15 protein-coding genes are annotated in these 19,706 nt (G+C 64.9%); 7 read left to right on the top strand and 8 right to left on the bottom strand.

Going from position 1 to position 19,706, the window contains the following annotated elements:
- Positions 1-152: 152 nt before the first annotated feature.
- The 4 genes from feaR to pobA form a co-directional block, all read right to left on the bottom strand.
- Positions 153-1,118 carry a transcriptional regulator FeaR gene (feaR, locus tag AC0MAZ_RS14765; RefSeq protein WP_203646983.1) on the bottom strand — a complete coding sequence of 322 codons (966 nt, stop codon included), beginning with the start codon at positions 1,116-1,118 and terminating at the stop codon, positions 153-155.
- A gap of 196 nt (positions 1,119-1,314) precedes the next feature.
- Positions 1,315-1,878, bottom strand: coding sequence for a DUF3156 family protein (locus AC0MAZ_RS14760; protein ID WP_475858323.1), 564 nt, complete (start codon positions 1,876-1,878; stop codon positions 1,315-1,317).
- On the bottom strand, positions 1,859-3,358 hold the full coding sequence (locus AC0MAZ_RS14755) for an APC family permease (protein ID WP_254465255.1): 1,500 nt from the start codon (positions 3,356-3,358) through the stop codon (positions 1,859-1,861). Before AC0MAZ_RS14755 ends, AC0MAZ_RS14760 begins: the two co-directional genes overlap by 20 nt.
- Before the next feature lie 248 nt (positions 3,359-3,606).
- The gene (gene pobA, locus AC0MAZ_RS14750; RefSeq protein WP_475858322.1) at positions 3,607-4,794 is read right to left on the bottom strand and encodes a 4-hydroxybenzoate 3-monooxygenase; all 1,188 of its coding nucleotides are present in this window, start codon (positions 4,792-4,794) and stop codon (positions 3,607-3,609) included.
- 166 nt (positions 4,795-4,960) lie between these two features.
- Here pobA and AC0MAZ_RS14745 point away from each other — a divergent pair, with 166 nt between their 5' ends.
- The 3 genes from AC0MAZ_RS14745 (at position 4,961) to AC0MAZ_RS14735 (ending at position 7,369) form a co-directional block, all read left to right on the top strand.
- Positions 4,961-5,833: a helix-turn-helix domain-containing protein gene (locus AC0MAZ_RS14745; protein ID WP_234562912.1), complete on the top strand. Its 873-nt coding sequence runs from the start codon at positions 4,961-4,963 to the stop codon at positions 5,831-5,833.
- A gap of 214 nt (positions 5,834-6,047) precedes the next feature.
- Positions 6,048-6,449 carry a MerR family transcriptional regulator gene (locus tag AC0MAZ_RS14740; protein WP_028692177.1) on the top strand — a complete coding sequence of 134 codons (402 nt, stop codon included), beginning with the start codon at positions 6,048-6,050 and terminating at the stop codon, positions 6,447-6,449.
- A gap of 20 nt (positions 6,450-6,469) precedes the next feature.
- Entirely contained in the window at positions 6,470-7,369 is a 900-nt protein-coding gene (locus tag AC0MAZ_RS14735) for a hydroxymethylglutaryl-CoA lyase (RefSeq protein ID WP_267812219.1), read from the top strand.
- 539 nt (positions 7,370-7,908) lie between these two features.
- Here the strand turns inward: AC0MAZ_RS14735 and AC0MAZ_RS14730 are convergent.
- Positions 7,909-8,445, bottom strand: a complete 537-nt coding sequence (locus tag AC0MAZ_RS14730; protein WP_475858321.1) for an MgtC/SapB family protein — start codon at positions 8,443-8,445, stop codon at positions 7,909-7,911.
- A 425-nt stretch (positions 8,446-8,870) separates the two neighbouring features.
- Between AC0MAZ_RS14730 and ccoG the strand changes: the two genes are divergently transcribed.
- The 4 genes from ccoG (at position 8,871) to AC0MAZ_RS14710 (ending at position 15,975) form a co-directional block, all read left to right on the top strand.
- Positions 8,871-10,277: a cytochrome c oxidase accessory protein CcoG gene (ccoG, locus tag AC0MAZ_RS14725; RefSeq protein WP_475858320.1), complete on the top strand. Its 1,407-nt coding sequence runs from the start codon at positions 8,871-8,873 to the stop codon at positions 10,275-10,277.
- Positions 10,278-10,316: 39 nt separating this feature from the next.
- A complete protein-coding gene (gene mapR, locus AC0MAZ_RS14720) occupies positions 10,317-11,726 on the top strand; it encodes a GntR family transcriptional regulator MpaR (RefSeq protein WP_028692181.1) in 1,410 nt (469 codons plus the stop codon).
- A 65-nt stretch (positions 11,727-11,791) separates the two neighbouring features.
- Entirely contained in the window at positions 11,792-13,855 is a 2,064-nt protein-coding gene (locus AC0MAZ_RS14715) for an ATP-binding protein (RefSeq protein ID WP_475858319.1), read from the top strand.
- A gap of 68 nt (positions 13,856-13,923) precedes the next feature.
- Positions 13,924-15,975: a PAS domain-containing protein gene (locus AC0MAZ_RS14710; RefSeq protein ID WP_475858318.1), complete on the top strand. Its 2,052-nt coding sequence runs from the start codon at positions 13,924-13,926 to the stop codon at positions 15,973-15,975.
- A 161-nt stretch (positions 15,976-16,136) separates the two neighbouring features.
- Here the strand turns inward: AC0MAZ_RS14710 and AC0MAZ_RS14705 are convergent, their stop codons facing one another.
- The 3 genes from AC0MAZ_RS14705 to AC0MAZ_RS14695 form a co-directional block, all read right to left on the bottom strand.
- Complete coding sequence (locus tag AC0MAZ_RS14705; RefSeq protein ID WP_203646991.1) at positions 16,137-16,883, bottom strand: SDR family oxidoreductase; 747 nt, start codon at positions 16,881-16,883, stop codon at positions 16,137-16,139.
- A gap of 94 nt (positions 16,884-16,977) precedes the next feature.
- Positions 16,978-18,513, bottom strand: coding sequence for a DHA2 family efflux MFS transporter permease subunit (locus AC0MAZ_RS14700; protein ID WP_203646992.1), 1,536 nt, complete (start codon positions 18,511-18,513; stop codon positions 16,978-16,980).
- Positions 18,510-19,703: an EmrA/EmrK family multidrug efflux transporter periplasmic adaptor subunit gene (locus AC0MAZ_RS14695; protein WP_475858316.1), complete on the bottom strand. Its 1,194-nt coding sequence runs from the start codon at positions 19,701-19,703 to the stop codon at positions 18,510-18,512. Before AC0MAZ_RS14695 ends, AC0MAZ_RS14700 begins: the two co-directional genes overlap by 4 nt.
- Between the last annotated feature and the right edge of the window lie 3 nt (positions 19,704-19,706).

The following is a 19,706-nucleotide window of genomic DNA, read 5'->3' as shown; positions in this document are numbered from 1 at the left end:
CGCCCCCGCGATAGCGGCCGCCGATACATCCTCGTCAGGCAGATTAATACTATCGCGGGGCAAGTCGCATCGGCGCACCGCCGCTCCCACGGGTTCGATGAGTACCTTGTGGGAGCGGCGGTGCGCCGATGCGACTTGCCCCGCGATGACCATTACCGCCCCGGCATCAGGGCCATGGCCCGGAAATCCTTCGGCGACTGCTCGAAGTGCTTCTTGAATGCCCGGCTGAAATGCGCCGAGTCGGTGAACCCCCACTTGTAGGCGATCGAGGTGATCGACTCGCGCTTGAGGAACGGGTTGGACAGGTCGTCCGCGCTGCGCTTCAGGCGTGAGCGCTGGATGTAGCGGCAGACGCTGTCGCCCTCCTCCTCGAACAGGCGGTACAGGTGGCGTACCGAGATGCTCAGGCGTTCGGCCAGGTTGGCCGGGGTCAGGCCCGGCTGGCCCAGCGATTCGTCGATGACCTTCTGCACGTAGCCGCGCAGGCTGGCGCCGCTGAGCCCGGCGAGCGACCCGGGATTGTCGTCGCCGCGCTCGAAACCCGGCTCCAGCAAGGCGATGAACGCCGCCTGCAGCGCCTCGCCCTGGGTTGCCCCGGCCTCATCGCCCTCGCGGCACAACTGGTCCATCAGCAGGTGCAGCATGCGCCCGCAGGCGTTGGTCGAGGAAATCTTGCCGAAGGTCGCGCCCTGCCCGGTCACATGCTTGCGCACCTGTTCGCGAGACAACGACAGCGAAACATGCTCGATCAGGCCGAACGGGGTGATCTCGCACGGGCCCACCGAATCCATCAACAGCAGCTCGCCCGGTGACAGCTGGATACTCACGCCGTCCTGGGTGATCTGCGAGTAGCCCATGCGTTGGCTGACCAAAAAGCAATGCTGGTCGTCGTCGCGGTCGGGGTTGTCGCCAAAGCGGCGGATGGTGCCGGCGTTGGTGCGCAGGTTGGCCAGGGCCAGGCCGGCGCGGTTGTAGGTCGAGATCTCGCCGATGAACAGCGAGCGGTTGAAGGCCAGTTCGGTCTGGAACCGGCCGCAGACCTTCTGCATGGCCGTGGTCCAGCGCTCCAGGCCGTCCAGGGCGGGTCTGGCGTTGCACTGAGTGACGGGTTGGGGCATGGCAACCTCCACACGCGGGCGTTGTTGTTATGCGCTAATTGTTAACATGTTATCAATGAGCGTACAACTGTCATCGTTCGCGGGGGGCTTTAGGACGGTGGGAGCGCTTCGCGGCACAAGGCCGCTCCTACAGGAGGAGGCGATCGTCTGTAGGAGCGGCCTTGTGCCGCGAAAGGGGCGCGAAGCGGCCCCAGGTTCAAAGATCGCGAAGCATGCGCTCCAACGCATCAAATACCTGCCAGAGGTGCTTGCGCTGTTCAGCGTCGAGGGGAATGTAGCGGCGCAAGGCGGGCATCCGGTTGACCACCTCGCTGGCGCCCATGTGCTCCAGGGTTACCTGCCACAGGCCGTCCTGGCAATCGATGGCCAGGCGCTTGAAATCCAGGGGCATCAGGATGGCGTGAACCGCTGCGAGACGCGCGTCGAGGCGCTCGAACAAGGCCTGGTCGCCGCCCCGCCGTCGGCAGGCAACACCACTGCGGCGCAGCACGCCGGTGTGGTGCAGTTCCGCCCGCAGCCTGCCCTGGTCGCGGGCAGGCACGCGCAGGATGAACTCGCACATCACCAGGTGCATCAGCAGGTGGCTTTCGGTGCGCTCACGCACTTCGATCCGAGGGCCATCCTCGCGGTAGGTAAACGATGTTGCGGATTGCAAATCCGTCAATCCCAGGTTTCGCCCCACCCGCTGCAAGGTCGCCCCAGGCCGGTATCCAGCCGGGGCGCGCGGGCCGGTCAGGCGTTCAAGCCAGCTTGCCGACATGCTGCACCTGCTCGTTGAGAGAATGACCGGGCTCGGCGGCGAACTCCTTCTCCAGCACGTCCTCGACCCGCGCCGGGCGGAACGGGTTGACCTTCTGCACGCACAGCGTCCAGAACAGCGCATAGGCCGCAGTGGCGCCGAGCATCACGGCGAACGGCAGGTAGACATCGGCCGGGTTCATCCCCGGCGGGGTGATGAACCACATGCCCAGCAGGATGCCGATGCTGGAGACAATCTGCGGCAGCGGGAACAGCGGCGAACGGTAGGCCCGCGGCAGGTCCGGGCGGCGGATGCGCAGGATCACCACCGACAGGGTCACCAGCAGGTACGCGGTGCTCCAGGCGCATACCGCCGCCAGCACCAGGTGCAGGATGTTGTCGGTGTTGCCGCCCAGGTACCAGGCGTGCAGGCACGGGATCAGCGCCACCACCAGGATGCACAGCAACGGCGTCTTGAAGCGCGGGTGCAGGTAGGTGAACACCTTGGGCAGCGCCCCGTCCACCGCCATGCCGTAGAGAATCCGCGGCACCCCGGCCATCAGCGTGTTGATGGTGGCGGCGCCGGCGAAGAGGAAGCCGATGCCCAGCCACACCGGGCCGATATCGCCCATCACCTGCTCGGCGAAACGCGGGATGGCCATGGGCGTGTCCAGCAGGTGCACGCCGCTGGCGGCGTCGAGCACGACGTTCTCCACCTGGCGCTTCATCGCCGCGCCGTAGATGAACATGCAGCTGGCCACGCCGAACAGGCCCAGGGCCATGGCCTTGGGCATGACCCAGGCCGAGCGGCGCAGTTCCGGGGCCAGCGGGGTGACGAATTCGCAGCCGACGAACATGAACATGGCCATGCCCACCAGCGACAGGATGGTCATCAGGTCGGTGCCAACCAGCGACACGCCGAACGGCCCGTCCAGCTCCACCGCCGGCGCGGCGATCAGGCCAAGCACGCCGAACGCCATCAGCGTGGTCCACATGCCGAAGGTCAGCACCACTTCGGCACGGCCAAAGGCGCTTACGCCGAAAGCGTTGAGCACGCCGAACACCAGCACGAAGCCCACTCCCAGCAACCAGGATCCGCCAGCCGACTCGGCCAGGGTGTTGAGGTGCTCGAAGTTCACCAGGGCCATGACCCCGGAGAGGATGGTCTCGGCGGTGCCGGCGAACACATGCACGATCAGGTACGCCGAGAGGGTGCCGGTGATGGCGAAGAAACGACCCAGGCCGCAGTTGATGTAGTCGTAGACGGAGCCGGTGGTCGGCAGGATCGCCGCCGCCTCGGCGAAGGTGGTCGACTGCGCCAGCATCATCACCGCGGCGATCACCATGGCCACGGCGAAGGCGCTGCCGCCAATGCCGAAACCCATGGTCGCGGTGAGGATCACGGGGCTGGCCATGATCAGGCCAACGGTGCTGGCCAGCGCGGTTGGGAAGCCGACGCTGCCACGGTTGAGGTGCTCGGTGAGCTTATTGTTTATTGTCATGGGTAGGCCCTGGGTGGACGAGGGAAAGATGATCGCTTGCCCGGCGCGCCGCAAGTGCTGGCGAACGCCGGGCCTGCCCCGCGATGAGCTTGACACCCATTGCCGGCATTACCCCTTCACTTTGCGGCCTCCTCCCAGGCGGGGTCTTGCCACAGCCTGCCGCCGATCTTGCCGCTCCCTGCCAGCCCTGCTGCATGCCCTGGGGCCTGCGTGCCGACGATTGAACCTCGACGCGATCCTCGCCGGTCCTATTCCACCGCCTCGAATGGCAGCCCCACATAGTTCTCGGCAATATTGGCAAGGCCGACCGACGAGCCCAGGTAATACTCACGATCCGCCTCCTGCATCTTGCGGTCCCAATCATCCTGGTGCTCGCCAAAATCGTGCAGCAGCCGGGTCATGAACCAACTGAATCGCTCGCCCTTCCATACCCGTCGCAAGGCCATCGGCGAATACTCGGCCAGCAGGTCGGTGCGACCCTCGCGGTACACCTTGACCAGGATCCGGTACAGATAGTTGACGTCCGACGCCGCCAGGTTCAGGCCCTTGGCACCGGTGGGCGGGACGATATGGGCAGCGTCACCGACCAGGAACAGGCGGCCATGCTGCATGGGCTCGAGCACATGGCTGCGCAGCGGCGCGATGCTCTTCTCCAGCGCCGGCCCCGTGACCAGCTGCGCGGCCACCTCCGCCGGCAGGCGTGCCTTGAGCTCTTCCCAGAAGCGCGCGTCGGACCAGTCCTCCACCCGCTCCTGCAAGGGCACCTGCAGGTAGTAGCGGCTGCGGGTCTGGGAGCGCTGGCTGCACAGCACGAAGCCACGTTCATGGTGGGCGTAGATCAGCTCGTGGTTGACCGGCGGGGTGTCGGCCAGCAGCCCCAGCCAGCCGAACGGGTAGGCCCGCTCGTAGACCTTCAGCACATCGGCCGGAATGCTCTGGCGCGCTACACCGTGGAAGCCGTCGCAGCCGGCGATGTAGTCGCAGTCGACGCGGTGCTGGCGACCGTCCTTGTCGAAGGTGAGGTAGGGCCGCTCGCCGTCGATGGCATGGGGGCGGACATTGTCCGCCGAATAGATGATCGGCGCCCCGCTGGCCTGGCGCGCCTGCATCAGGTCGCGGGTGACCTCGGTCTGGCCGTACACCATCACCGTCTTGCCGCCGGTCAGTGCCTTCAGGTCGAGGCGCTGGCGACGGCCATTGACCAGCAGTTCGACGCCTTCATGCACCAGCCCCTCACGGTCCATGCGCTCGGCCACCCCGGCTTCGCGCAGCAGGTCGACCGTGCCTTGCTCGAGCACCCCGGCACGGATACGCCCCAACACATAGTCCGGGGCCTGGCGTTCGACGATCAGCGTGTCGATGCCCGCACGGTGCAGCAGCTGGCCCAGCAGCAGGCCAGAGGGGCCGGCGCCGATGATTGCAACCTGAGTCTTCATTGTTGTTGTCTCGCGATGACGATGCCGGCCGGTACTGGCAATGGCCGCACATCTGCTGTTAGGGTTTGCACCTGTATTTTTACTGGCTAACCTGGCGCGAAACGTGTGATATTTGCGCTAAAAACTGCACTTTTACAAAATTCGTTCGATTAACGGACAGCCTTTCATGAACACCCCGCTCCCCGGTATCCCGCTGTTCCAGCTGTACGGCGAACACCACGCCTGGCCGGACACCGACCTACTGCACTGCGAGTCGATCCCGGCGCGCAGCCGCCTGCACCATTGGGAAATCAAGCCGCATCGGCATGCCGAACTGTTCCAGCTTCTTTATGTGCAGCGGGGCGAGGCCCAGGTGGAGATCGAGGGTGAGCGCCGGGTGATTCGCGAGGCGGCGATCCAGGTGGTGCCGCCGCTCACCGTGCATGGCTTTCGCTTCAGCGCCGATATCCAGGGGCATGTGCTGACCTTCGGCACGGCCCTGGTGGTCGACCTGGAGCAGCGCCTCGGCGCGCCCTTGAGCGTACTGGCGGCCCCCCGCTGTTACCCGCTGGGCCAGGACCGTGTGCGCCTGCACGGGCTGATCGACACGCTGCAGCAGGAGTACCAGGGCAGCGCACCGGCGCGAGGGCCCATGCTGCAGGCGCTGGTCACCGCGTTGATGGTCTGGATTCACCGCCAGCAGCGCGCCCTGCCGGCGCGCAATCAGGACGAACGGGACCAGCAACTGCTGGGGCGTTACCTGCGCCTGGTCGAGGCGCATTACCGCGAGCACTTGGCCGTGGACGTATTCGCCGGTCGGCTGGGCATCACCAGCCTGCAGTTGAACCAGCTGTGCCGCACGCTGGCCGGGCAATCGGCGTTGCAGGTGATCCACCAGCGCCTGCTGCTCGAGGCGCGGCGCAACCTGGCGTATACCCGCATGAGCATCGGCCAGTTGTCCGACAGCCTGGGGTTCAGCGATCCGACCTACTTTGCGCGGTTCTTCAAGCGGCTCGATGGCCAGACGCCCAAGGAATATCGCAGGTCGGTCAATACCTGAACTTGCGCAGTCCCGGTAGGAGCGGCCTTGTGCCGCGAAAGGGCCGCAGAGCGGCCCCGGCGATCTTTGCTTAAAAGCTGAATCCTGGGGCCGCTCAGCGGCCCTTTCGCGGCACAAGGCCGCTCCTACAGAGAGCCAAATCCCTTGGCAGCCTGCTTGACGTATACGTCAACCTGGCATTAGGTTACTCGCATTCCCTCCCCCGAGCCCAAGCATGAGCAGCCAGACCTACAGCATCTCCGACCTGTCCCGCGAGCTGGACATCACCACCCGCGCCATCCGCTTCTACGAGGAACAGGGCCTGCTCAGCCCCGAGCGCCGTGGCCTGGAGCGCATCTACTCGGCACGCGACAAGGTCACCCTCAAGCTGATCCTGCGGGGCAAGCGCATCGGCTTCTCGCTGGCCGAGTGCCGGGAGCTGATCGAACTCTACGACCCCACCAGCGGCAACCAGAAGCAGCTCACCAGCATGCTGGCCAAGATCGCCGAACGCCGTGCCCAGCTCGAACAGCAGATGCTCGACATCCAGCAGATGCACCTGGAGCTGGACACCGCCCAGGAGCGCTGCGAGCAGGCCCTGGCCGCCACCCTGAACCCGTCGCACCCCCACCGTTGATCCGCCACAGGAAGCCCGCCATGTCATTGCCCAAGAATGTCCGCCTGGTCGAAGTCGGCCCGCGCGACGGCCTGCAGAACGAAGCCCAGCCCATCAGCGTCGCCGACAAGGTGCGGCTGGTGGACGACCTCACCGACGCCGGTCTCGGCTATATCGAAGTGGGCAGTTTCGTCTCGCCCAAGTGGGTGCCGCAGATGGCCGGCTCCGCCGAGGTGTTCGCCGGTATCTACCAGCGCAAAGGGGTCACCTATGCGGCCCTGGCACCCAACCTGCGCGGTTTCGAGGATGCCCTGGCCGCCGGGGTGAAGGAAGTGGCGGTGTTCGCGGCGGCCTCGGAAGCCTTCTCGCAGCGCAACATCAACTGCTCGATCAGTGACAGCCTCAAGCGCTTCGAGCCGATCATGGACGCCGCCCGCAGCCAGGGTGTGCGGGTGCGCGGCTATGTGTCCTGCGTGCTCGGCTGCCCCTACGAGGGGCGTATCAGCGCCGAGCAGGTCGCGCCGGTGGCCCGCGCCCTGCACGACATGGGCTGCTATGAGGTGTCGCTGGGCGACACCATCGGCACCGGCACCGCCGGTGATACCCGCCGCCTGTTCGAGGTGGTCGCGGCCCAGGTACCCCGCGAGCAACTGGCCGGGCACTTCCACGATACCTATGGCCAGGCCCTGGCCAATGTCTACGCCAGCCTGCTGGAAGGCATCAGCGTATTCGACAGCTCGGTGGCGGGCCTGGGCGGTTGCCCGTACGCCAAGGGTGCCACCGGTAACGTCGCCAGCGAGGACGTGGTGTACCTGATGCAGGGGCTGGGCATCGAGACCGGGATCGACCTGGACAAGCTGATCGCCGCCGGCCTGCGCATCAGCGAAGTGCTGGGGCGCGCCACTGGTTCACGGGTGGCGCGGGCACGTGGCGTGCGCTGAGTCATACGCCTGTCACACAGGTGTGGGTGGAGTGTTACCGCCTACACGCTTTGCAGAAAAAAATCGGGTAACAGGGAAACAATTCGACAGAATTTCACGTGCCAGCTTTCCCTCAAAAATCATCAAATCATTGATTTTAAAGGACTTTAAAAAGTTGGCACGCCACCTGCTATATCTTTTGGCATAACAAGAACAAAAAACGCGATACCCAATAAAAACAACAGTAAACGGCTCTGACATAACAAGAACAACACGGCAGAGGCGTAGCAAGCAGATTTTTTTGGAGTCGACGTGCTTTCCAGGGGTTTCGGCCCCGCAGCCTGACACAGAACAATAAAACTACCTCCAAGGTAGCGGCAGTCAAGGTTGGATCACGTTGCATGAACGCAGGTCAGCGCTCAAAAAAATACGTTTGCTCTTGGCCCCGGTTGGGGGCCCCGCAATGCAGAGACAAGTGCCGACAAAAACAACAACAGGCCCGTCTCCAATAATAAGAAAAGAGCAGGCAACAACGCTTATGAGGGGAGCTTCGGCTCCCCTCAGTGCTTCCTGCCCTCCTCGTCTTCCTCGCCTTTCTTTTCCCTCGCCTCGCCCTCGACCTTGTCCACCAGCAGCGGCATGCTGGCCAGTACCAGCAGCGCCAGCACGGTGCTCACCAGTGCCGTGGCCTCGCGGCCCATACCTGCGGCCGTACCGATGGCGGCAGTCATCCACAGCCCGGCGGCGGTGGTCAGGCCCTTGACGTGGCTGGCGTCCTGGCCGTTACCCTTGAGAATCGTGCCCGCCCCGAGAAAACCGATGCCGGCGACGATACCCTGGATCACCCGGCTCAACGCCTGCTCGTCGGCGCCGGCCATGCTCGGCGCCAGCACGAACAACGCCGCCCCCATCGACACCAGCATGTGCGTGCGCACTCCGGCCGCCTTGCCCTTGCTCTCGCGCTCGAAGCCCAGCACCGCCCCCAGCAGGGCCGCCATCAGCAGGCGGATCAGGATGCGGGCCACCTCGCGCTCGTCGGTGACATCGGCGAACTCGGTCTGCAAGGCCTCGAGCATCGATTGCCAGAATGTGTCCATCGCTTGCCTCCGGTGTCCCCGATCCTTGTGGAAGATCGCCTGTCGCGCAGTTCGCGCCCCTGTGGGAGTGGGTTTATCGGACCGCCGCGAACACCGGCGCAGCCGGTGCCATCCACCTCTTTGGATTCTTCGCGGGTAAACCCGCTTCCACAGGGTGTGCTTCCCTGTGCGATCTCCTACAGATGACCGCGACACAAGCACCTCGTGCCTTGCACCCCGCCCAACGGCCCCAAGCACGCTGCGACGAAGGTGCGGTGGATAGCCGCAGGCATCTGCAACCAATTGCTCAAGGCTGCTAAATCCAAGGCCTGAGCAAATCAACCAATCATCTGATATGGTTTTTCTCTCAATACCTGGGCCTGTGCTGAAAACAGATCGGGGGCCATAGTGCCCTGGCCTGATCGAGGCCTGATGAGCGATGAACCATGAGCGATAGAATCCCCTTCCGAGTCATCGAGATTGCCCCCGCCGCCAACAAGAGCAAAAGCCAGGTGGCCGATGGCATCCACACCCGCAGCTTCACCGGCTTCTACCGCAACCTGCGGATTGCCTTCGCCGGGTTGCTGTTCGTACTGTTCTTTGGCACCGCCTGGTTGCAATGGGGCGACCGTCAGGCCGTGCTCTGGGACCTGGCCGAAAGCAAGTTCCACATCTTCGGCGCGACCTTCTGGCCGCAGGACTTCATCCTGCTGTCGGCGCTGCTGATCATTTGCGCCTTCGGCCTGTTCGCCATCACGGTGTTCGCCGGGCGTGTCTGGTGCGGCTACAGCTGCCCGCAGAGCACCTGGACCTGGCTGTTCATGTGGTGCGAGAAGATCACCGAAGGCGACCGCAACCAGCGCATCAAGCTGGCCGCCGCGCCCTGGGGCGTCGAAAAGATCGCCCGGCGCGGCCTCAAGCACGGCCTGTGGCTGGCCATCGGCCTGCTCACCGGGCTGACCTTCGTCGGCTACTTCACCCCGATCCGCCCACTGGCCGCCGAGCTGTTCAGCTTCGAGCTGGGCGGCGTTGCGCTGTTCTGGATCCTGTTCTTCACCGGCGCCACCTACCTCAACGCCGGCTGGCTGCGCGAGGCGGTGTGCATGCACATGTGCCCCTATGCGCGGTTCCAGAGCGTGATGTTCGACAAGGACACCCTGGCGGTGGCCTACGACCCCAGCCGCGGCGAAGCCCGTGGCCCGCGCAAGAAAGGCAGCGACCCGCGCAGCCAGGGCCTGGGCGACTGCATCGACTGCACCCTGTGCGTGCAGGTCTGCCCCACCGGCATCGATATCCGCGAGGGTCTGCAGATGGCCTGCATCGGCTGCGCCGCCTGCATCGACGCCTGCGACGGGGTGATGGACAAGATGAACTACGCCCGCGGCCTGATCGGCTACAAGTCCGAGCACAACCTGCAAGGCGGCAAGACCCACTGGCTGCGCCCTCGCCTGCTGGGCTACGCCGCCGCGCTGACGGTGATGATCGGCGCCCTGGTGGTCGCCCTGCAGATGCGCCCGATGGTGTCGATGGACGTGATCAAGGACCGTGGCCTGTTCCGCGAGAACGCCCTGGGCCAGATCGAGAACATCTACCTGCTCAAGATCATCAACAAGACCCAGGAACCGCAGCACTATCGCCTGCGCCTGGTGGACGCCGATGGTTTCGAACTGCACGGGCGCACCGAGTTCACCCTCGCCGCTGGCGAAATGAGCGAGCTGCCGGTGTCGGTGGCGATGCTCACCGACCGCCCGAGCAGCAGCTCCCAGGAGCTGACGTTCGAGATCCAGGACAGCGACCAGCCGGGCATCCGCAGCACCGCGCACAGCCGTTTCGTCGCGCCGATGAATCGCTGATCCCTTAAACTGATCACCACCTTGCCTGCCCAGACCATAATGAAACGCTACGAACGATTCGCCGACGACATTGCCGAACTGATCCGCTCCGGGGTGCTTGGCCCCGGCCAGCGGGTGCCTTCGGTACGCTACGCCAGCCAGACCCACGGGGTCAGCCCGTCCACGGTGTTCCAGGCTTATTACCTGCTGGAGCGGCGCGGCCTGATCCGCGCCCGGCCGCGCTCGGGCTACTTCGTCAACGCCCATGCGCCGCGCCCGTTCAGCGAGCCGCAGCCCCAGGCGCCGGCCAGCGAGTCCACCGATGTCGATGTCAGCGGCCTGGTGTTCTCGATCCTCGACTCGATCAAGGATCCGCACACCGTGCCGTTCGGTTCGGCCTTCCCCAGCCCGACCCTGTTCCCCCTGCAGCGCCTGTCACGCTCGCTGGCCAGTGCCAGCCGGGCCATGGACCCGCGCATGGTGGTCACCGACCTGTCGCCGGGCAACCCGCAACTGCGCCGGCAGATCGCCCTGCGCTACATGGTCGCCGGGCTGATGCTGCCGATGGAGGAACTGCTGATCACCAACGGCGCCCTGGAAGCGCTGAACCTGTGCCTGCAGGCCGTCACCCAGCCCGGCGACCTGGTGGCCATCGAGGCACCGGCCTTCTATGCCTGCCTGCAGGTGCTCGAGCGCCTCAAACTCAAGGCGGTGGAGATCCCGGTGCACCCGCGCGAGGGCATGGACCTCGGCGTGCTGGCCCAGACCCTGGAGAAACACCCGGTCAAGGCCGTGTGGTGCATGACCAACTTCCAGAACCCGGTGGGCGCCAGCATGCCGGAGGCCAAGAAGCAGGAACTGGTCGAACTGCTGCGTCGCCACCAGGTGCCACTGATCGAGGACGACGTCTACGCCGAGCTGTACTACTCGCAGCAGGCACCGAAACCGGCCAAGGCCTTCGACACCGAAGGCCTGGTGATGCACTGCGGCTCGTTCGCCAAAAGCCTGGCCCCCGGCTACCGGATCGGCTGGGTGGCGGCCGGACGCTTCGCGCAGAAGATCGAGCGACTCAAGCTGATGACCTCGCTGTGCGCCTCGATGCCGGCCCAGGCGGCGATCGCCGACTACCTGCAACATGGCGGCTATGATCGCCACCTGCGCAAGCTGCGCTACGCCCTCGAGGGCCAACAGGCCAACATGCTGGCCGCCATCGCCCGCCACTTCCCGGCGCAGACCCGGGTCAGCCAACCCTCCGGGGGCTACTTCCTGTGGCTGGAGCTGCCCGAGCAGATGGACGCCCTGAAGCTGTTCCACATGGCTTTGGCCCAGGGCATCAGCATCGCGCCGGGGCCGATCTTCTCGCCGACCCGGCGCTTCGGCAACTGCATCCGCCTGAACTACGGCAGCCCCTGGGGGGATGGCGCGGAACAGGCCATGGAGACCCTGGGGCGGATCGTGCGTTCGTTTTGATGGCTTGATGGCTGGGAGCATGGACCACAACTATAGTGTTAGGGTCCATCGGATGGATCCAGCCTATGCCAGCCCCGTTGCCACCTTCAGAGCAGTTGCAGGCCCGTATCCAGACCCTCGAGACGCAGGTGGCGAGGCATGAGCTGGAGTTGGTTTGTTTCGAGTTGTTACGCTCCTGCATGGCCGAAGGCTTCTGTGTCCTGGAACTGCTTGATGGCCCCCAAGGGCCATTGAGCGACTACCGCTACATCCTCAGCAACGACGCCTGCCTGCGCCATACAGGCCATGACAAGCGGATGGGGCAGACCGTACGCGAGCTGATCCCGGACGAAGCCGATGCCTGGGTGCCGCGCTTTGCCGAGGTACTGCGCAGCGGCCAGCCGGTACGCTTCGAACAGCGCCTGGACATCACCGACCGTTTGCTCGACGTCTGCGCCTATCGATTGGGGCCGGCCAGTGACAGACGAGTGGCCGTACTGTTTACCGGTGTCCCGGCCAGCGAACAGGCGCGCCAGCTGCTGCACGAGCAAACGGAAGAGCGCATGGACAAGGCCGAAACCAACAACAGGTTGCTCGGCGAGCTGGTGGACCACAGCCTGGCCAATGTGTTCGCCGCAGACTGCAACTTACGCCTGGTGGCGATCAACCGCACGGCGCGCGAAACCTTCGAGCGCCTGCATGGCATTTCGCCCAAGGTTGGCGACCATGTCCATGACATCCTGGCAGGTCTGCCACAGATCATGGAGAAGCTCCAACCGATCTGGCCCCGCCTTATCACCGGGGAGTCTTTCGTCGAGATGGTCAGCCTGGGCATGCCTGAGCAGCCCCGACATTACGAAATGCGCTACAACCCACTGCGCGACGGCAAAGGCCAAATCCGTGGCGGCTATCTGTTCGCCTACGACATCACCGCCCGCGTGCAGGAACAGGAGCGCTTGAGGCAGGCCGAGGAAGCCTTGCGCCAGTCGCAGAAGATGGAAGCCATCGGCCAATTGACCGGCGGCATCGCCCATGACTTCAACAACCTGCTCGGCAGTATTCTCGGCGCGCTGGAGCTGGCCGACAAGCGCCTGACGCAGGGGCGTCAGCAGGACAGCAGGCATCTGCTCGACATTGCCCGGCAGAACACCTCGCGCGCGGCTTCTCTGGTCCAGCGCCTGCTGGCTTTCGCCCGCCAGCAGGCGCTGACGCCACAGCCGCTGGATGTGCACCACCTGGCCGCCGGTATGCGCGAACTGATCCGCAGTTCCCTTGACACCCATATAACGTTCGTCGATGCCACCCGCGCCGGCCAATGGCTGGTCTGCGTCGATCCATCGCAGCTGGAAAGCACACTGCTCAACCTGTGCATCAACGCCCGGGACGCGATGGCGCGGGGCGGCACCCTGCGCATCAGCTCCGACAACTGCCAGCTGGATGCCGCGCAGGCTGCAGCCCTTCAGCTCGAAACCGGACAGTATCTGCACATTCAGGTCGAAGATACCGGCTGTGGCATGACCCAGCAGATCAGCGAGCGTGCCGCCGAACCTTTCTTCACCACCAAGCCCCTGGGGCAAGGCACCGGGCTGGGCCTGTCCATGGCTTATGGCTTCGTGCGCCAGTCAGCCGGCCAACTGAGCATCGACAGCTCACCAGAGCGCGGCACCTGCATCCACATGTATTTACCACGTGCTCATGCAGGCAGTGCAGCGCAAGCAGACGATATGCAGCAGGTGATCACGCAAGCAAGGCCCAGGCAACCGCTCATCCTGCCGGTAGAAGATCAAGCGACACTGCGTCTGGTGATACGGGAAATCCTCGAGGAACAGGGCTTGCAGGTTCAGGACTTCGAGAATGGCCGCACGACCCTGTGCGCCTTGGACGAAGGCGCTCGCCCAGACTTGCTGGTGGTGGATATCGGGCTGCCGGGGGATATCGACGGATACCAGGTCGCCAATGCCTGCTGGGCTATCGACGAGCATCTGCCCACCCTGTTCATCACCGGCTACGATGGTGCCATCGATACCCGCCGGATCAAGGGCTCGCCGCCCATGACCCTGTTGCACAAACCCTTCGAACTGACACTGCTGACCAGCAGCGTGGAGCAACTGCTGAACGCCGCGCGAAGCAAGCCCCGCGCAAGGCCTTGAGCCGCGCGACTGGACAGGCACACCGACAGGCGATTAGCGTATCTGACCTCACATCGACGGATGCCCGCATGCCCTCGCGCGAACTGCAGTCCCTGCGCCTGGAAGTTGAACGCCTACGCCAGCGCAATGCCTTGCTGGAGGCCGAACTGGCCAATCCACCACGGCATGATCCCGACCTGTTCCGCTTTCTCTTCGACACGATGGACGAAGGGTTCTGCGTCATCGAATTCTTCGACGGCCCGCACGGCCCACTGAGCGACTACATCCATATCCTCGCCAACGCCGCCTATGCCCGCCATGCGGGGATTCCCAACGTGGTCGGGCAGAAGCTGCGCGAGATGGTGCCCGACGAGGCCGACGACTGGGTGGCCCGCTATGGTCAGGTGCTACGCACCGGTGAGCCTCTGCAGTTCGAGCAGGAATTGATTGCCACTGGCCGGGTGCTGTCGGTCACCACCTTCCGGATCGAGCCCGCCGGGAAACACCAGGTGGCGGTGCTGTTCAAGGATGTCACCGAACGACGCCGCGCAGAAACCGCCTTGCAACAACTCAACGACCAGCTCGAGCAACGGGTCACCGCAGCCCTGGCCGAACGCAGCCTGTTTGCCGAGCTGGTCGAACACAGTGTCGCCCGGGTGCAGGTGGTGGACACCGCGTTGCGCTTGCTCGCGATCAATGCCCGTGCAGTCAAGGATTTCGAGTACCTGTTCGGACGCAGGATCAAGGCGGGCGACAGCCTGCTCGAACGCCTGGAGGGATTCCCCGAGGAATGCGAACGATCGGTGGCGCTATGGCGCAGGGCATTGTCCGGTGAAAGCTATACCGAAGTTATCGAATACGGTCGCGGCAATGACAGGCGGCATTTCGAACTGCGCTTCACCCCCTTGCGTGACCACACCGGCGGGATTGTCGGTGCCTATCTGTTCGTCTACGACATCACCCGCCAGGTCAGCGAGCAGAAGCGGCTGCTCGAGGCCGAGGAGGCCCTGCGCCAGGTCCAGAAGATGGAGGCCGTAGGCCAGCTCACCGGCGGCATCGCCCATGACTTCAACAACCTGCTTGGCGGCATACTCGGTGCCCAGGAACTGATACGCCAACGCTTGCAGCAGGCCCGTCACGCTGAAATCGCGCCCTTGTTGAACAGCGCCTGTGAATCCGCGCAACGGGCCGCCACGCTGGTGCAACGCCTGCTGGCGTTCTCCCGCCGCCAGACCCTGCTGCCCCAGGCCACCCGCCTGAGCACGCTGGTAGGGGGCATGGAAGACCTGATCAGCCGCAGCGTCGGCCCGGCCATCGAGGTGAGCAGCGATTTCGAGCAGGAAAACGGCACGGTGTTCATCGATCCACCGCAACTGGAAAGCGCCCTGCTCAACCTGTGCATCAATGCTCGCGACGCCATGCCTGCCGGCGGTCACATCGACATCCGCTGCGTCGCGCTGGAGGTGACGCAGGTTACAGCCCAGTCACTGGACCTGCCTTCCGGGCCCTACCTGCGCTTGAGCGTCAGCGACACCGGACGCGGAATGCCAGCGGAGGTGATCGATCGCGCGATCGAACCCTTCTTCACCACCAAGCCCATGGGGCAAAGCACCGGACTGGGCCTTTCCATGGTCTATGGCTTCGTCCGTCAGTCAGGTGGGCAACTGCAGATCTGCTCCCAGCCGGGCGAAGGGACCTGCATCCACCTCTACCTGCCCAGGCATGACACCGTTGCCCAGCCTGCGCCTGCAAAAGCTGCGTCACTGCTGTCCGCTCGCGGGCCCGGAAAGCGGGTACTGCTGGTCGAAGACCAGGCCGCGTTGCGCCTGGTGATCGCTGAAGTGCTCGAGGAGCTGGGCCACCAGGTCGATGGCTACGCCACCGGACCTGCGGCACTCGAGGCAGACCTGGGGTTCGACCTGCTGATCACCGACATCGGCCTGCCCGGCGGCATGAACGGCCGCCAGGTCGCCCAGGCCATGCGCGGGCGACTGCCTTCGATCCCGGTGCTGTTCATCACCGGCTACGATGCCAACGCGGTGCTTGAGGATGGGCCCCTGCCGCAAGGCATGCGTGTACTGACCAAGCCCTTCGACCTCGAAAAGCTGGTGGATCAGGTCGATCTGTTGCTGCGCGACTGACGAGCCTAGGGTCTGTACGAAATGTGTCTGCGCGAAGGCCAGACAAGGCGAAACGGGGGGAGGAACGGCCGGGGTCGCGCCCGACTGTACTGGAGTACATGAGCATTCCGAGCCCCGTTTCAACGCAGTATGGGCGAGTGCAGATACATTTCGTACAGAGCCTAACGTCCGCCACTCAGGTCGATGAAGGTGCCGGTCGCGTAGGACGCCTTTTCCGACAGCAACCACAGGATCGCCTCGGCCACTTCCTCGGGCTGGCCACCGCGCCCCATCGGCAAGCCCGGCTCGAGCTTGCTGACGCGGTCCGGGTCGCCGCTCAGGGCATGGAAGCCGGTGTGTATGTAGCCCGGCCGCACGCCGTTGACCCGCACACCCTCGCCGGCTACTTCCCTGGCCAGGCCCACCGTGAAGGTGTCCAGAGCGCCCTTGGAGGCGGCATAGTCGACGTACTCATTGGGCGAGCCCAGCCGCGCGGCCATCGACGACACGTTGACAATCGCCCCGCCCTGGCCGCCATGGCGGCGGGCCATGCGCAGCAAGGCGTGCTTGGCGCAGAGGATCGGGCCGACCACATTGGTCTTCATCACCTTGAGCAGGCGGAACTCGGACATGTCCTCGACGCGACTCTGCTGGCCGATGGTGCCGGCATTGTTGACCAGCGCGGTAACCGGCCCGAGCTCCTGGTCGACGCAGCGGAACAGCCGCACCACTTCGTCCTCGACGCTGGCGTCGGCGCGCACAGCAATGGCCTCGGCGCCCAGCGCACGGACCTGCGCCAGCATCGCCTCGGCGGCCTGGTCGTCAGCGTGGTAGTTGATGCAGATGCGGTAACCCTGTTGCGCCGCCAGCAATGCGGTGGCGGCGCCGATGCCCCGGCTGGCGCCGGTGATGACGATGACCTTGTCCATGAGTCTGCCAAGTAGCCAGGTAAAGGCCTACAAGATTAGGGGAAATGCCATCATTTGAAAACGGGGCAGGTGCTGCATGGACAGGATCATTGGTTCAATGCCCCGCCGAAGCCGGCCCGGCCTTGGCGGTAAAGGGCGGCTTGGCCAGCCATACCAGCAGGATCAACCCGGCGAACACCCAGGTGAGCAAGGTGAAATAGTCCACCGTCGACATCATGTAGGCCTGGCTGTTGAGGATCTGTTCCAGCTTCGCGTAACTCTGCGGAGTGGCCCCGCCCAGCTGCTCCAAGGTCTGCCGGGTGGCCGGATCGAAGCTGCTGATGTGCTCGCTCAGGTAGGCGTGGTGCTGGTCGGCCCGGCGAATCCAGATCCAGGTGGTCAGCGACGCGGCAAAGCTGCCGCCCAGGGTGCGCAGGAAGGTGGCCAGCCCGGAACCGTCGGCGATCTGGTGCGGCGGCAGGTCCGACAGCAGGATGCCCAGGGTCGGCATGAAGAACAGCGCCACGCCGATGCCCATGAACAACTGCACCAGGGCGATGTGCAGGAAGTCCACCTCGTTGGTGAAGCCGGCACGCATGTAGCAACTGGTACCGATCGCCAGGAAGGCGATGCCGGCCAGCAAGCGCAGGTCGAAGCGATGGGCGTACTGGCCGATGAAGGGCGACATGAGCACCGGCAGCAGGCCGATCGGCGCCACCGCAAGGCCCGCCCAGGTGGCGGTGTAGCCCATCTGGGTCTGCAGCCATTGCGGCAGGATCAGGTTGATGCCGAAGAACCCCGCGTAGCCGCCCACCAGCACCAGGGTGCCGATGCGGAAGTTGCGGTGCACGAACAAACGCAGGTTGACCACCGGATGGCGATCGGTCAGCTCCCAGATGACGAACACCGCCAGGAACACCACCGAGATCAGCGTGCCAATCACGATGAACGACGACTCGAACCAGTCCAGGTCGTTGCCTTTGTCCAACACCACCTGCAACGCGCCGACACCGATGATCAGGGTCAGCAGGCCGATGTAGTCCATCGGCTGGCGACTGGTGACTACCGGCCGCGCACGCATCTGCTGGCGCACCACGGCGGCGGCGAACAGGCCGATCGGCACGTTGATGAAGAAGATCCACGGCCAGCTGTAGCTGTCGGTGATCCAGCCACCGAGGATCGGCCCGGCAATCGGCGCGACCACCGTGACCATCGCCAGCAGCGCCAGGGCCATCCCCCTTTTCGCCGGCGGGTACACGGCGATCAGCAGGGTCTGGGTCATCGGGTACAGCGGGCCGGCCACCACGCCCTGGATCACGCGGAACAACACCAGCTCGGGCATCGACTGGGCGACGCCGCACAGGAACGAGGCCAGCACGAACAGCAACGTGGCCCAGATGAACAGCTTCACCTCGCCGAAGCGTCGGCTGAGCCAGCCGGTCAACGGCAAGGCAATGGCGTTGCTCACCGCGAACGAGGTGATCACCCAGGTGCCCTGCTCCGAACTCACGCCGAGGTTGCCGGAAATGGTCGGCAGCGCCACGTTGGCGATGGTGGTGTCGAGCACCTGCATGAAGGTCGCCAGCGACAGGCCGATGGTGGTCAGCAGCAGGCTCGGCGGGGTGAACTGCGCGGGGGCCTGCTGGCTCATCGCTGAGCCGTCTTGCCGGTGGCGCTGTTCTCGTGGATCAGCCGGGCGATCAGGTCGTCGGCCTCGACCAGCTGACGGTCATACACCTGGGTGATGTAGCTGGCCTGCTGCGGTGGCTGCTGGGCCAGGGCCGGGCCGCTCTGGTCGTGCAGGTCGACCTCGGTGACGGTGGACAGGCCGATGCGCAGCGGGTGCTTCTTCAGTTGCTCGGGATCAAGGTGGATGCGCACCGGTACGCGCTGGACAATCTTGATCCAGTTGCCGGTGGCATTCTGTGCCGGCAACAGGGCAAAGGCGCTGCCGGTGCCCGCGCCGAGGCTGTCGACGGTGCCGGTGTACCTGACTTCGCTGCCGTACAGGTCGGCGGTGATCTCGACCGGCTGGCCAATGCGCATGTCGCGCAGTTGGGTTTCCTTGAAGTTGGCGTCGATCCACACCTCGTCCAGCGGGATCACCGCCATGGTTGTCGTGCCCGGTTGCAGGCGCTGGCCCAGTTGCACGGTGCGTTTGGCGACATAGCCGGTCACCGGCGCCACCAGCGTGGTGCGGGCATGGTCGAGGTAGGCCTGGCGCAGGTCTGCTGCGGCGGCCATCACTTCCGGATGCGAGGACACCACGGTGTCGTCGACCAGCGCGGTGCTGGTGTTGAGCTGTTGGCGAGCGCTGTTGACGGCGGCCTGGGCCACGGTCAGGTCATCGCGGGAGTGGGCCACTTCCTCGGCGGCGATGGCGCCGCTGTCGGCCAGCACCTTGCGTCGGTTGTAGTCCTGCTGGGCCTTCTGCAATTCGGCCTGGCGGGTCTGCAGTTGCGCCTTGAGCGAGTCGACATTGCTGTAAAGCCCGCGCACCTGGCGCACGCTGCGCGCCAGCTTGGCCTCGGCCGACTGCAGGGCGACCTCGCTGTCGGCCGGGTCGAATTGCAGCAGCACCTGGCCGGCATGGACCAGGTCACCGTCATCGGCGCCGATGCTGGTGACGGTGCCGGTCACCAGCGGGGTGATCTCCACGACATTGCCGTTGACGTAGGCGTCGTCGGTGCTTTCGTACCAGCGCCCGACCAGGCTGTACCAGGCCCAGGTGCCTGCACCGGCAAGGACCAGTATCAGCAACAGGGCGAGCAGCCAGACCTTGCGCTTGCGTGTGTTGTCAGGCGCGGGGGCCGGGATGGAGGTGTCAGCGGGAGTGGCCATGAC

Source organism: Pseudomonas sp. A (assembly GCF_056270345.1).
The sequence above is the reverse complement of the archived record's forward strand: the minus strand, read 5'-3'. Positions and strand labels throughout refer to the sequence as shown.

Excerpts from the sequence above, each read along its gene's own strand:
- feaR (WP_203646983.1), bottom strand. The coding sequence starts at position 1,118 with ATGCCCCAACCCGTCACTCAGTGCAACGCCAGACCCGCCCTGGACGGC.
- AC0MAZ_RS14760 (WP_475858323.1), bottom strand. The coding sequence starts at position 1,878 with ATGTCGGCAAGCTGGCTTGAACGCCTGACCGGCCCGCGCGCCCCGGCT.
- AC0MAZ_RS14755 (WP_254465255.1), bottom strand. The coding sequence starts at position 3,358 with ATGACAATAAACAATAAGCTCACCGAGCACCTCAACCGTGGCAGCGTC.
- pobA (WP_475858322.1), bottom strand. The coding sequence starts at position 4,794 with ATGAAGACTCAGGTTGCAATCATCGGCGCCGGCCCCTCTGGCCTGCTG.
- AC0MAZ_RS14745 (WP_234562912.1), top strand. The coding sequence starts at position 4,961 with ATGAACACCCCGCTCCCCGGTATCCCGCTGTTCCAGCTGTACGGCGAA.
- AC0MAZ_RS14740 (WP_028692177.1), top strand. The coding sequence starts at position 6,048 with ATGAGCAGCCAGACCTACAGCATCTCCGACCTGTCCCGCGAGCTGGAC.
- AC0MAZ_RS14735 (WP_267812219.1), top strand. The coding sequence starts at position 6,470 with ATGTCATTGCCCAAGAATGTCCGCCTGGTCGAAGTCGGCCCGCGCGAC.
- AC0MAZ_RS14730 (WP_475858321.1), bottom strand. The coding sequence starts at position 8,445 with ATGGACACATTCTGGCAATCGATGCTCGAGGCCTTGCAGACCGAGTTC.
- ccoG (WP_475858320.1), top strand. The coding sequence starts at position 8,871 with ATGAGCGATAGAATCCCCTTCCGAGTCATCGAGATTGCCCCCGCCGCC.
- mapR (WP_028692181.1), top strand. The coding sequence starts at position 10,317 with ATGAAACGCTACGAACGATTCGCCGACGACATTGCCGAACTGATCCGC.
- AC0MAZ_RS14715 (WP_475858319.1), top strand. The coding sequence starts at position 11,792 with ATGCCAGCCCCGTTGCCACCTTCAGAGCAGTTGCAGGCCCGTATCCAG.
- AC0MAZ_RS14710 (WP_475858318.1), top strand. The coding sequence starts at position 13,924 with ATGCCCTCGCGCGAACTGCAGTCCCTGCGCCTGGAAGTTGAACGCCTA.
- AC0MAZ_RS14705 (WP_203646991.1), bottom strand. The coding sequence starts at position 16,883 with ATGGACAAGGTCATCGTCATCACCGGCGCCAGCCGGGGCATCGGCGCC.
- AC0MAZ_RS14700 (WP_203646992.1), bottom strand. The coding sequence starts at position 18,513 with ATGAGCCAGCAGGCCCCCGCGCAGTTCACCCCGCCGAGCCTGCTGCTG.
- AC0MAZ_RS14695 (WP_475858316.1), bottom strand. The coding sequence starts at position 19,703 with ATGGCCACTCCCGCTGACACCTCCATCCCGGCCCCCGCGCCTGACAAC.